Here is a 13080-nt window from a genome sequence, read left to right on the forward strand (position 1 = left end):
ATGAACGACGACGTCTCCGACTCCCCCACGCCGCGGACACCACGGGCCGAGGTCCGAGAACGTCTGCTCATCGCCGGCGCTGCCGTCTTCGCCGAACAGGGCGTGCACGGAGCGCGTCTCGACGAGGTCGCCGCCCGTGCCGGGTTCAGCAAGGGCGCGGTCTACTCGAACTTCTCGTCGAAGGAGGACCTGCTCGCGCAGGTCATGCAGCGCGGGACGAACCTGGTGCTCGGGTCGCTGCAGGAGCTCATCCGCGCCGACATCGCCGCGGCGGACATCGCGGACGTCGTGCGAGCGGCCTTCGGACGGCACGACCAGCGCGCGCAGTTCGCCCTGCTGTCGGAGTTCCGTGCCTACGCGATCCGACACACCGACCTGCTGCCCGAGTTCGTGCGGCAGCGACGGGTGCTGCAGGACGGCGTGCACGAGCTGGTGCGACTGTGGTTCGGGGCGCACCCGGAGGTCGACGCCGGCATGCCGCTCGACGCCTTCGCCACGGCGCTCGTCGCCGCCAACGTCGGGGTCGTGTTCGACGGGCCTGCGCTGCCGGGGGTCGACCCCGGCGAGGTCATCGCCGCCCTGGTCGAGGCGGTCGTCCGCCGCCGCTGACCGAGCGGCGGCATGGTGCGGCGGCGCACGGCGCGGCGGCGCACGGCGCGGCGGCGCACGGCGCGGCGGCATGGCGCTGCGGCGTGGCGGCGCACGGTGCGACCGCGGCGATCCCGTGCCGCGTTGACCGCTCGGTGGCAGGCTGTAGCGCCGCACGGAGCCGTCACCCTCGCACCACCCGGCAACGCTCGCACGGTGCGACGGCGGCGCGGCGCGGCGGCGCACGGTGCGACCGCGGCGATCCCGTGCCGCGTTGACCGCTCGGTGCCCGGTTGTAGCGCCGCACGGAGCCGTCAACCTCGCACCACCCGGCGACCCTCGCACGGTGCGACGAGCGGTGAGCCCGGGTCAGGCAGGGCGACGGGAGCGCCGACGGCCCTCGTGCGACCACGCGGACGACGGCAGCAGGCTTGGCGGCAGCAGGCGCGACCGCAGCACCCGTCCACCGGAGACCGAGGCGTCGAGCGCCTCCCGCGCCTGCTGCACGTGCCGCACGAGCGCCTCGCCGTCGACCACTGCGACCCCGTCAGCCGCGAACCGTTCACGGTCGACGGCGTCGACCACGGCGTCGAGGTGCGGGAGCGCCGAGGCCGGCAGCACCGGACGGAGTCGTCCGAGGACGGCCCGCGCGGTCCGGGCCGCAGCCGCTGCGTCACCGGGTGGTGCCAGCCCCGGGGCGTAGCCGTGGTCGGCGACGTCGTCGAGGGCCTCACGCCAGGCGTTCACCGCGGGTGAGCGACCAGCGGCGACGGCCGACAACCGTGACCGCCGTCGGAGCGCTCGGACGAGTCCGGGGGCGATGAGCAACGCGAGGACGAGTGCCGCGCCGAACAGCAGGCCGGCCGGACCGCTGCCACCCGAGGCACCGGCCGCACCGGGCTGCGCCGACGCCGAGGGGGTCGGCGTCGCCGAGGACTCGGCGGGTGCGGACTGCTCGGGCGCGGGCAGCGGAGACTCGGGCGTCGCGGCGGTCGGGGTCTCCGTGGGTTCGGTCGAGGGCTGCGCTGCCGCGTCGGAGTCCGGTGTCGGCTCGAACGCGACCCACCCGGCCCCCTTGATGTACAGCTCGGGCCAGGAGTGCAGCTGCCGGTTCGACACCGCGTACTCGCCGTCGGGCTGCGCCGCCCCGGCCCGGTACCCCACCGCGATCCGGGACGGGATGCCGAGCGTCCGGGCCATCACGGCCATCGCCGACGAGAAGTGGACGCAGTAGCCCTCGCGCACCTGCAGGAAGGTCGAGACGACGTCCATGCTGTCGCCGTCGTAGCCCTGCTCGACGGGGGCCGTCTCGGAGTAGGTGAACAGGTCGCTGCGGAACCACTGCTCGAGGGCGCGGGCCTGGGCGTAGTCGTCGGACGCGGCCCCGGCCACCCGCTCCGCGGTCGACGTGATGTTCGCGGGGAGGTCCTTCGGCAGCGTCAGGTCGGTCTGCAGCTGGTCACCGCTCGGCTCGCGGAACCCCCGGCCGTCGGCACGGGACAGGACACCCGAGGCCGCGACGGCGTCGAGGTACGCGTTCGCGAAGGTCGAGGCACCGTAGACCTCGTACGTCGCACCGCGCGGCGTGGCCGGACCGGTTGACCGCACGGTGCTCGAGGACCCCATCCAGCGCCACTGCGACAGGTCGAGGTTGGTGGAACGCGACTCGATCGACACCGCCCCGGACGGCACCGGTAGGTACGTGCTCGACAGCCCGGTGATCCGGACCGTGACGTCGCCGCGGGTCGCCAGGCGCGGGTTCACGCCCTCGGCCCACTGCTGCTGGTCGGCGGTGTCGGCCTCGGCGGCGTTCGTCACCGTCGGCACCCAGTCCCCGGTGCCGAACTCGTCCAGGTCGGCGAGCTTGAGGTACTCGGGCTGGCCGTCGGACGACCGGTAGCGGAGCACCTCGAGTTCGCTCGGCTGCCGCAGGTCGTTGCCGAGCTCGAGCAGGGTGCCGGGTCGCCCGGGCTGGATCGGCGACTGGATGGCCCCGGTGACGCCGGACAGCCAGCTCGCGTTGAGCGGCACGATCGCGGGCAGGCCGATCGCGACGACGAGCCCGATCGCACCGACGACCGCGGCCGGGACCGCTCGTTGCACGGGTCGGACCGACAGCCACAGCAGGGCGAGGAAGGCGACGGCCGTGGTGATCACGAGTGCGGTGCCCGCCGGCTGTCCGGTGATGATCCCCGGGACGATGAGGATGACGAGTGCGGGCGCGGCGGCGAGCGACGGGATCCGGGCGATCGCGGCGAGGAACAACGAGACGCCCGCCACCCAGGCGATCGACACGGTCACGACCAGTCGGATCGCGTCGGTCTGCGGCAACGGCGCGGGGTTCAGGCGGATGGCGGCGAGCGTCTCGCCCAGCGCCCCGTCGGCGTCGAGCCAGCCGAGGGGTTGCACGTCGTTGACCAGGGCGGCGGCGCACGAGCACAGCACGAGGGTGGCGACGAGTGCCACGAACCGGACCCCGGGGGCCCGGCGACGCACCGCGAGCATGACGGCCACGAGCACCGCGACGACCACGACGCCGGACACCCACCAGGCGGTGCCCTGCACGAGCGGGCGGATCGCGAGCGCGGCGATGAGCACGGGCACCGGGGCGAGCGCGACGACCCAGGTGCTCGGGGTGTCACGGGTGTCGTCGTCGCGGTCCAGGACCTCACGCACGTCGACGGGTCGACGCGACGACGCAGCGGCGCCGCTCACCGTGCGGCTCCGGACGCGGTCGCCCCGGCGACCGGCACCACGAGGGTGCGCCAACCGCCGCGGTCGAGGATCCCCCGGACCACCGGGTCCGGCGGCACGATCGTCGCCATGATCCCGCGGCTCGATCCGCTCGTCGCCGTCACGAGTTCGGCCGCTTGCTCGGCGGTGCAGTTGCCGGTGACCACCGCGGTCATGCCGTGCACGTCCCGCCCGCGCACCTCGGGCAGGACCTCGGTGACCGGACGGGCGTCGCTGCGGAGCCGGACGTCCGCGAGTCCGACGAGCACGTCGGTGAGGCCGCCGACGTCACCGGCGTGCCGGGTGCTGCCGGACGGTCCGTCGCTCACGAGCACGACGCGCGAGGTCCGGGCGGCGAGGGCGCGGGCGACACTGGCGGCGACGACGACCGCGTGCTCGAAGGCCTGGTCACCGCCCAGGTCGGACAGCTCCGCCAGGTCCTCACGCCCGAGGCCCTGGTAGGACTCGCGCCGGACGTCGAGCGCGATGACGGCCTCGGGTGGTTGCGCCTGCGTGGTCTGCCGGACGTGCAGTTCGCCGCGGCGGGCACTCTGCGCCCAGTGCACCCGACGGATGGGGTCGCCGGGACGGTACGGCCGGAGTTCGCTGTCGTCGGCGGACCCGCCCTGCCCGACCCGTCCTTCGTCGGCGGAGACGGCCCCGGCGAGGGCGCCGGTGTCGATCGCGGCGAGGGGTGCGCTCGTGGGGACGACGACGACCTCTTCCGCCGGCACCACCGGGCGGTCGATGCGGAGCAGGCCGAAGGGGTCCTCGACCCGGATGGTGACGGGTCCGACGAGCGTGCGGCCGCGGTGCATCGCGAGTGCCTCGACGTCGAGCACCGCTGGCGGCAGGCCCGGGCCGACGAGCGCGTAGGTCTCCGCCTCGGACGCGCTGGCGAAGGCGTCCTCGAGCTGTTCGCGGACGAGCAGGGTCGACCGCGGTCCGATCGGCAGACTGGTGCTGCCGAGGGTGATCCGCTCGCGGTACACCTCGCCGACCTGCACGATCGCGCGGGCCGTGCTCCGGCTGCCCCGGAGCGGTGCGGCGACCACGAACGCCATCACGATGCCGAGCACGACGAGCACGAGCAGCAGCAGTCCGGCCGAGACGGCGACGCTGGTGGTGCCCACGAGTCCGCCCCCGATCAGCCCGATGCCGATCGCGATGACGGTCCAGCCGCGCACGGTCGGACGGGGGAACGGCGTGCGCCGGAGCAGGGACAGCCCGCGGCGGCCGAAGCGCCCGAGCGTCGAGCGCGCGGCACCGGTGCGCCGCAGCAGCGACGACGGTGCCGATCGGCCGGGCATCAGGAGCGGACGGGGGTCGCCGTGAACGGCACGGCGGTGTCGGAGACGATGCGGACGACGATCTCGCGCACGGTGTCCTCGCCCGTGCCACCGAGTCCGCGCGCCACCGGCACGAGCCGGTGGGCGAGCACGATCGGTGCCAGGGCGGCGACGTCGTCCGGCGTGACGAACGGCCGGCCGAGCAACGCCGCGTGGGCACGGGCTGCCTGGGCCAGGTGCAGCGTGGCGCGGGGGCTGGCGCCGAGCACCAGGTCGGGGTGGGTGCGGGTGGAGCGGACGATCGCGATGACGTACGCCTCGACGTCGGGGGCGATGTGGACGTTCGCCACGGCCTCGATGATCCCGCGCAGCGTGGTCACGTCGACGATCGGTCGCAGGTGCGACAGCGGGTCGCCGCCGCCGCGGTTCGCGAGCATCTGCCGTTCGGCGTCGACGCTCGGGTACCCCATCGTGATGCGCGCCATGAAACGGTCACGCTGGGCCTCGGGCAACGGGTAGGTGCCCTCCATGTCGATCGGGTTCTGCGTCGCCACGATCATGAAGGGGCGGTCGAGCAGCCGGGTCACGCCGTCGACCGTGACCTGCGACTCGGCCATCGCCTCGAGCAGGGCGGACTGGGTCTTCGGGCTGGTGCGGTTGATCTCGTCACCGATGACGACGTTCGCGAACACCGGCCCCGGTGAGAACCGGAACGTGCCAGAGGACTGGTCGAAGATGTTCACCCCGGTGACGTCCGACGGCAGCATGTCGGACGTGAACTGGATGCGGTTCACCGAGCCGCCCACCGAGGCGCCGAGTGCCTTCGCCAGGACCGTCTTGCCGACGCCGGGGACGTCCTCGACGAGCAGGTGTCCCTCGGCCAGCATCACGGTGAGGGCGGTGCGGATCGCCTCGGTCTTGCCGTCGATCACCGTCGAGACGGACGCGACGATGGCGTCGCCGACCTCTCGGATGCGCTCGAGGGGGAAGGCGGGGTCGGTCGGCTCCGGCACGCAGGGCTCCTCGTCTCGGGACAGGTGTCGTGCATGCTACATCGGTCCGGTGACAGCGCCCGGTGGGCGTGTCACCGATGCGCACTGGACGGGAGGCCCGTGGAGCGTGCGCCGATCGGCGCACGTCCCACGGGCCTCCCGTCCGGATCACGTGGTGCGTCTCAGACGCGACTCACGCGCGCGTCGTGAGCGCCGTGTCGGCTGCGAGCAGGACCTTCGCGGCGACCGCGACCCCTTCTTCGCGACCGAGCTCGGTGTCCTCGTGCTCGATGTTGACCCACATGTCCGGGTCCACCTCGCGCAGGGCCTCGAGGAACGCCGACCAGTACGCCTCGTCGTGGCCCTTGCCGAGCGCGACGAAGTCCCACGCGGACGGCTTCGGCCACTCGTTGGCCCACTCGTCGCCACCGAGGTTCGTGCGCGGCTCGTCCGGCGACAGCCGACGGAACGAGTTGTCGAGCACGCCGTTGATGGCCGCGTGCGGGTTGATCCGGACGTCCTTCGCGGCGGCGTGGAAGACCAGGTCGCCGAGGTCGCGGACGACCGCCACCGGGTCCATCTGCTGCCAGAACAGGTGACTCGCGTCGAGTTCGACGCCGGTGTTCGTCAGGCCACCGCGCTGCACGAGCTCGCGGATCGTCGCCGGGTTGAACACCACGTTCTGCGGGTGCAGCTCGAGCGCGACCTTGACCCCGTGCTCCCGCGCCAGGGCGTCGATCTCCTGCCAGAACGGCACGGCGACGCTCCACTGGTACTCGATGACGTCGAGCGCGGCGGAGTTCCAGGCGTTCACGATCCAGTTCGGTCGGGTGCCGCCGCGCTCGCCCGCCGGCAGCCCGGACATCGTGACGACGCGGTCCTGCCCGAGGCGGGCGGCGAGACGGATGCTGCGCCGGATGTCCTCGGCGTGGGCCTGACCGATCGCTCGGTCCGGGTGCAGCGGGTTGCCGTTGCAGTTCAGGCCGGCGATGGACACCCCGGTGCCCTCGAACTGCGCGAGGAAGGCGTCACGTGCTGCGTCGTCCTCGAGGATCGCGTCGATGTCCGGCACGTGCACCGGCGGCAGGAAGCCGCCGGTGTTCAGCTCGATGCCGGTCAGGCCGTTGCCCGCGATGGCCGTCAGGGCCTCGGCGAGCGGCCGGTCGTGGAAGATGGCGTTGTAGAGACCGAGCTTCATGCGTGCGCTCCTTCGGTGGTGCGGACGGACGGCACCTCGAGGGAGGCCCCACCGGCCCCGGCGGACCGTGCCACCGCGTCGAGGATCTCCATGTTGTGCACGCCGTCGTCGAACGTGGCGTTGGCCGGCAGCGGGTCCGCGACGCCGGCGACCTCGTCGAGGAACGCGCGTGCCTGGTACTCGAACATCTGGTTCTGCCCCCAGCCGACACCGGGCGCGTCCATCGCCATGCCTCCGGCGACGTAGGGGTGGTCCGGGCCGAGGACGACCTGGCGGTAGCCACCGAGGCGGGAGCCGTCGGACTGCAGCGCGAGGCCGATCTCCGAGGCGCGCTCCTGGTCCCAGCGCGCTGCACCGTTCTCGCAGAAGACCTCGATGACCAGGCCGTTCGGGTGCGCCGTGGCGACCCGGGACACCTCGAGCGAGCCCACCACGGAGCCGTCACCGAAGCGTGCGTTGAAGGTGGCGTAGTCGTCGTTCTCGACGTCGGCGAACTCACCCGTCAGCGGGACGGCTTGCCCGCGCAGGGCGAACCCGGCGGCGATCGGGCGCTTCGTGATGGCGGTCGTGAACATGCCGCCGTTGACGCTCTGCACCTCGCCGGCCAGGAACTCGGCCACGTACGCCAGGTGCGAGCCGACGTCGGCGAGGGCTCCGGTGCCGGGGGCACCCGCGAAGCGCCACGAGAAGGGCACGTCGGGCGACGAGCCGTAGTCGGTCCAGTAACGGGCGGAGACGTGCAGGACACGGCCGAGCGTGCCGTCCTCGACGAGCTGCTTGATCGCGGCGAGGCCAGGGGCGCGGCGGTAGGTGAAGCCGACGCGGGCGACGAGCCCGCGCTGCGATGCCTCGGTGGCCGCGGTGGCCATCGCCCGTGCGTCCTCGAGCGAGTCCGACAGCGGCTTCTCGCACAGGACGTGCTTGCCGGCGGCCAGCAGCCCCTCGACGATCTCGCGGTGCAGCTTGTTCGCGACGACGACGCTCACGACGTCGATGTCGTCGGCCTCGGCGATGGCTCGCCAGTCCGTGTCGTGGCGGGCGTAGCCGAAGCGCTGCGCAGCCTCGGCCGCCAACGGCTCGTACACGTCGCCGATCGACACGAGCCGCACGGGCGGCAGCGTCGGGGCGAAGAGTGAGGGTGCGTTCCGCCACGCGGCCATGTGGGCCTTGCCCGCCATGCCCGCCCCGATGACGGCGACGCCGATGCTGTCGCTCATGTTCTCTCCTTCGAGAAGTCCGGTGCCGATTCTGGAACGTTCCAGAACGTGTCGGTAGACTGTAGCCCGACCACCCCATGTCCTGTCAAGGAGCCGCGTGTCACGACCCCCGACGATCATCGACGTCGCGACCCGTGCCGGCGTCTCGAAGTCACTCGTCTCGATGGTGCTCCGCGACGATCCGGGCGTCTCCGACGCACGCCGCTCGGCCGTGCTCGCGGCGGCCGCCGAGCTCGGCTACCGCCCCAACCGCGCCGCCGCGATCCTCGCCGGCACCCGGACCCGCACCGTCGGCGTCATCGTCGACGACTTCCGCAACCCGTGGTTCGTCCCCCTGCTCGACGGCATCCGCGACGCGCTCGCACCGCACGGCCTGCGGCTCACCCTCGCGGACACCCGTGCGAACGCCCACCTCGACTCCTCGCCGTTCGACGACCTCGTCTCGCTACGGGTCGACGGCGTCGTCCTCGCCGCCGAGGGCTTCCCCGACCTCGTCGTGCCGGCCGACACCCCCGTCGTCGTCGCCGGCGCCCGAGCCGACGTGCCCGGCGGGCTCGACGTCGTCGCCTCGGACGAGGCCGCCGGCGGCCGGTTGGCAGCGGATCACCTGATCGGACTCGGTCACCGCCGCATCGTCCACGTCACCGGCTCGGGAGGCCCGGCTGCGGTCCGCCGCGAGGGCACCGTCGCGCGGATGGTCGCGTCCGGCATCGCGCCACTGGTCTACGGCGACGGCCCGACGTCCGAGACGACCGGGTACGAGGGCACCCGCCGCGCACTGCGGGACCACCCGGACCTGACGGCGGTGTTCGCCGCGAACGACGTCATGGCGATGGGCGCGATCGCCGCCGTCCGCGAAGCCGGACTCCGGGTCCCCGAGGACGTCTCGGTGGTCGGCAACGACGAGACCCCGCTCGCCGCCTCACCCCTGCTGCGCCTGACCACGGTCGACCCGCACAACGACGAGGTCGGGCGGCTCGCGGCGAACCGGCTCGTGGAGCTCGTCGGCGCGGCCGAACGACCCGCTCCGAGCCGGGTCCTGGTGCCGCCGTCGCTCGTCGTGCGGTCCACGACGGCGCCGCCGCGGGCCTGAGACGCCACCACCCCGCGACCGCAGCGCGCGGGGCGGCGGTGATCCGGGCCTCCCGGCCGACGGATCAGACGCTGGCACCCTCGAGCCGGTCGACCGCGACCGCGAGTTCTTCGAGTTCCGGGACCTCGCGCGCTTCGGCGAGCGCCCCCTCGAGCGCAGCGGCGTGGATCGGCGTGGCCGCATCAAGCAGCCGCTGACCGGCGTGGGTGAGCTCCGTGTAGAGCCCGCGGCGGTCGTCGGCGCAGAGCACGCGGGTGAGCAGCGCACGTTCCTCGAGTCGGTTGACCAGCCGGGTCGTGGCACTCGGGCTGAGGGCCGCCGCGCGTGCGAGCTGCTGCATGCGCATGTGGAAGCCGTCCTGTCGGCGCAGCGCGTCGAGCACGGTGTACTCGACCACGGACAGGTCGACGTCGCGCAACGCGCGCTCGAGTCGCGTCTCGATCAAGCCGTGCAGTGCCGCCAGGGTGCGCCAGCCGTGGGCACGGACAGCGGTGGAGGTGTCGTCGACGGACATCGGGCTCCTTCTGGTCGGCTGCGCGGTCGGTCGCTGCGGTCGGTCGCTGCGGTCGTTGCGGGCGCGTGCATTTGCTTGCGCTGATACCCCGCGTGTGCAACTATCGATGCCGCGCGTCTGCAACAACCAGCGTACGCGGCACAGCGCCACCGCACAACGGAAGGAACCCCCATGCCCGCGGGACTCATCGCCCTCGCACTCGGCGGATTCGGCATCGGACTGACCGAGTTCGTCATCACCGGCCTGCTGCCCGAGGTCGCCGCCGACTACGGCGTCACCGAGACCACGGCCGGCTGGCTCGTCACCGGCTACGCACTCGCCGTCATCGTCGGCGCCCTCGGCCTGACCGCAGCCACCACCCGGCTCCCCCGCAAGCCCGTCCTGATCGGGCTGCTCGTGCTGTTCATCATCGGCAACACGCTGTCGGCGATCGCACCGACCTACGAGGTGATGATGTCCGGACGCGTCATCGCGGCACTCTGCCACGGAGCGTTCTTCGGCATCGGCTCCGTCGTCGCCGCGAACATGGTCGAGCGCTCGAAGCGCGCCTCCGCGGTCGCCCTGATGTTCACGGGGCTGACAGCGTCGAACGTGCTCGGGGTGCCGTTCGGCACGTTCCTCGGCCAGGCGCTCGGCTGGCGTTCGACCTTCTGGGCCATCGTCGCGATCGGTGTCGTCGCCCTGGTCGGCGTCCTCGTGCTCGTCCCCGCCGTCCGTCAGACCGAGACCCCGTCACTGGCCCGCGAGCTCGGGGTCTTCCGCTCCGGCCAGGTGTGGCTGTCGCTCGGCATGACCGTGCTCGGCTACGGCGGGATGTTCGGGGCGTTCACCTACATCGCGTACACGCTGACCTCGGTGTCCGGGTTCCCGTCGTCAGCGGTGCCGTGGCTGCTCGTGGTGTTCGGCGTCGGGCTGTTCGTCGGGAACTTCGTCGGCGGCAAGCTCGCCGCACGCTCGATCGACCGGACCCTGCTCGTCGTGCTCGTCGCCCTCACCGTGGTGCTCGGGCTGTTCGCCCTCGTCGCGACCTCGCCCGTGCTGACCGTCATCGCACTCGTGCTCATGGGCGCCTTCGGGTTCGCGACCGTGCCGGCCCTGCAGACGCGCGTGATGCAGTACGCAGACCACGCGCCGACCCTGGCGAGCGGGGCGAACATCGCCGCGTTCAACCTCGGGAACGCGCTCGGTGCCTGGATCGGTGGGCTCACCATCGCCGCCGGGCTCGGCTACACGTCGCCGATCTGGGCGGGCGCCGGGATCACCCTGGCCGCCGTGGCCCTGACGCTCGTCGCCATGGGCGCCGTGCGGCGTGGGCGTTCGCGCGGGGCTGGCGAGCTGACCTCGACAGGGAGCGTCGCGACGGCCTGACGGCAGCCCGGCGGAACCAGGTTCCGGACACAGCACCACGCCGTTCCGCGGTGCCGTGTCCGGAACCTGGTTCACGCGGCGTGCAGACCAGCACGGAGACGACGAAACCCCGGTCCGATCGGACCGGGGTTTCATGGAGTGCGGAGACGGAGGGATTTGAACCCTCGGTCCCCTAAAGGGGACTCCACCTTAGCAGGGTGGTGCACTCGGCCGGACTATGCGACGTCTCCAAGCACTCTCGCGAGCGCTCCGACCACCATACAGGAGGACCGGGCCACTCTCGACCCGACCGCACCCCCGCGCGTGGCACGGTCGCGGAACGCGGGTCCCCCGAAGTGGGGACACCTCGGGGTTGTCCCGACGTACCCCGGTGAATAGCATCATCGAGACGCGGCGATCACATTCCGGGGCTCGTCCCCGTAGTCGCGACACAGCACCGACGTCGCTCTCCGAGCCGGGCCCGGCGCGCCCGGTTGCCTGGCGCCCGCTCGGGGAGCGGCTTCCGGGGGCGCGGTCCACCACCGCGCCCCCGTTTCTGCGTCCGGGCATGGCGGCCGACCAGTACGCGAAAGCGACAGTGCCCCAGCACGGCCCGTGGTCTGTGCCGTCAGCGCGACAGTGTGCCGCCGATGTTCGGCGGCAGACTGTCGCTTTCGCGAGACGCGGGGCGGGACGAGCGGGGCAGGGGCCCGGCGAGCCAGAGCCCGAGCCGCCGGGTCAGTAGCCGAAGGCCTTGGAGCACGTTTCCTGGTCGGCGGACTGCCCCTCGAGCCCGTCGATGGTCTCCGGCGTCGCGGATGCCGTAGGAGCAGCTGCGGCAGGCGACGACGGCGCGGCAGCCGCGGGTGCGGACGCCGGAGCCGACGGCGCCGCAGCAGCCGGCGCCGAGGTCGCTGCCGACGGCGCCGCGTTCGCCTCGGACCCGATGCCCGTGCTGTCCTCCCCCAGGGAGAACGACTGGTCCGCCTTGATCTTCGCGAACAACTGGTCCGCCAGGTACGTCGTCGGCTGGACCTTGCCCTCGTAGACCCCGGTGCCGCCGGTCGTGCCCGGGTACTGCACGAAGTTCACCTGCGACAGCGGGAGGTCCTGCAGCGCCCGACCCATCTGCACCATCGTCCCGATGTCGTTCAGGCTCTGGGACAGCTGCATGTTCGACGCCGCGGCGCGGGCCAGCTTGTACAGGGTGGGCGGCGACGTGAGGGTGTCGTTCGACTTCACGGTCCGGAGCAGCGACGACAGGAACACCTGCTGGCTCGAGATCCGGCCGAGGTCGGAACCGTCACCGACGCCGTGCCGGGTCCGGAGGAACGCGAGGGCTTCGTCGCCCTGCAGGGTCGAGGTGCCGGCGGGCAGGTCGAGCCCGGTGTAGGGGTCCTCGATCGGCTGCGCCACGCAGACCGGCACACCACCGATCGCGTTCGACATCTCGATGACGCCGTTGAACGAGACCGCGGCCGAGTACTGGATGTCCAGGCCGGTGAGCCCCTGCACGGTCTGGGTCACGCAGTTCAGCCCGCCGTCGCTGAACGAGGTGTTGATCGGCTGCGCAGCCATGGCCGGTGCGGTCCCGGAGCCGTCGGTCTTCTTGCACGCGGGGATCGGGGTGACGAGGTCACGGGGGATGCTCACCGCGGTCGCGTTGGTGTGGTCGGCCGACACGTGGAGCAGGATGTTGACGTCGTTGAGCGTGGCATCGCGCTCCCCGAACTCCGCGGACTGGTCCGGGTCGTTGTCCGTCCCGACGACGAGCATGTTGAAGCCGCCCTTGTACGCGCTGAGCGACGGGGCCTTGGTGCCGTTCGACCGCGGCGCGGGCTGCCCCTCGATCTGCACGCCGTCACCGAGGTCGTCGGTCACCTGCTTCGCGGCGATCGCGGCGACCGAGGCGGTGCTGACGAGCGCGACTGCGGCGACGCTCGCGACCAGCGCAGCGACGGTCCGGAAGGGTCCGGACCGACGGAGACGTCCGTGCCGTGCGATCCCGTCGGCTCGGTTGAGACGGTGGGAGCGATCGCGGACGTCGTTCACGGGCTCTCCTGTCGTCGGTGGACGCGCCGGGGTGGCAACCGGTCAAGGCTGCCACGG

The 13080-nt window shown here is 72.6% G+C and carries 10 protein-coding genes and 1 tRNA gene; 3 read left to right on the forward strand and 8 right to left on the reverse strand.

From position 1 onward, the window contains the following. On the forward strand, positions 1-609 hold a 609-nt coding region (locus GVL05_RS10960), incomplete at its 5' end, for a TetR/AcrR family transcriptional regulator (protein WP_159573171.1). Positions 610-957: 348 nt separating this feature from the next. Here the strand turns inward: GVL05_RS10960 and GVL05_RS10965 are convergent. The 5 genes from GVL05_RS10965 to GVL05_RS10985 form a co-directional block, all read right to left on the reverse strand. After that, positions 958-3303, reverse strand: coding sequence for a DUF3488 and transglutaminase-like domain-containing protein (locus GVL05_RS10965; RefSeq protein ID WP_159573172.1), 2346 nt, complete (start codon positions 3301-3303; stop codon positions 958-960). Next, the gene (locus GVL05_RS10970) at positions 3300-4631 is read right to left on the reverse strand and encodes a DUF58 domain-containing protein (RefSeq protein ID WP_159573173.1); all 1332 of its coding nucleotides are present in this window, start codon (positions 4629-4631) and stop codon (positions 3300-3302) included. Before GVL05_RS10970 ends, GVL05_RS10965 begins: the two co-directional genes overlap by 4 nt. Next, entirely contained in the window at positions 4631-5623 is a 993-nt protein-coding gene (locus GVL05_RS10975) for a MoxR family ATPase (protein ID WP_235035938.1), read from the reverse strand. The genes GVL05_RS10970 and GVL05_RS10975 overlap by 1 nt, the downstream gene beginning before the upstream one ends. Positions 5624-5795: 172 nt before the next feature. Then, on the reverse strand, positions 5796-6800 hold the full coding sequence (locus GVL05_RS10980; protein ID WP_159573174.1) for a sugar phosphate isomerase/epimerase: 1005 nt from the start codon (positions 6798-6800) through the stop codon (positions 5796-5798). Continuing rightward, positions 6797-8017 (reverse strand): Gfo/Idh/MocA family protein, encoded by a 1221-nt coding sequence (locus tag GVL05_RS10985; RefSeq protein WP_123291870.1) that lies wholly within the window; start codon positions 8015-8017, stop codon positions 6797-6799. The genes GVL05_RS10980 and GVL05_RS10985 overlap by 4 nt, the downstream gene beginning before the upstream one ends. A 97-nt stretch (positions 8018-8114) precedes the next feature. Here GVL05_RS10985 and GVL05_RS10990 point away from each other — a divergent pair, with 97 nt between their 5' ends. Beyond that, the gene (locus GVL05_RS10990; protein WP_123291869.1) at positions 8115-9110 is read left to right on the forward strand and encodes a LacI family DNA-binding transcriptional regulator; all 996 of its coding nucleotides are present in this window, start codon (positions 8115-8117) and stop codon (positions 9108-9110) included. 64 nt (positions 9111-9174) lie between these two features. Here the strand turns inward: GVL05_RS10990 and GVL05_RS10995 are convergent, their stop codons facing one another. Then, positions 9175-9624, reverse strand: a complete 450-nt coding sequence (locus GVL05_RS10995) for a MarR family winged helix-turn-helix transcriptional regulator (protein WP_123291868.1) — start codon at positions 9622-9624, stop codon at positions 9175-9177. 171 nt (positions 9625-9795) lie between these two features. On the opposite strand from GVL05_RS10995, the gene GVL05_RS11000 reads away from it, so the two are divergent. Beyond that, positions 9796-10992: an MFS transporter gene (locus GVL05_RS11000; RefSeq protein WP_159573175.1), complete on the forward strand. Its 1197-nt coding sequence runs from the start codon at positions 9796-9798 to the stop codon at positions 10990-10992. A gap of 141 nt (positions 10993-11133) precedes the next feature. Here GVL05_RS11000 and GVL05_RS11005 read toward each other — a convergent pair. Both GVL05_RS11005 and GVL05_RS11010 read right to left on the reverse strand, forming a co-directional pair. Continuing rightward, positions 11134-11222 (reverse strand) — tRNA-Ser (locus GVL05_RS11005). A gap of 487 nt (positions 11223-11709) precedes the next feature. After that, entirely contained in the window at positions 11710-13023 is a 1314-nt protein-coding gene (locus tag GVL05_RS11010; RefSeq protein WP_159573176.1) for an LCP family protein, read from the reverse strand. Between the last annotated feature and the right edge of the window lie 57 nt (positions 13024-13080).

The organism is Curtobacterium sp. 18060 (assembly GCF_902706105.1).
Lineage (GTDB): Bacteria > Actinomycetota > Actinomycetes > Actinomycetales > Microbacteriaceae > Curtobacterium.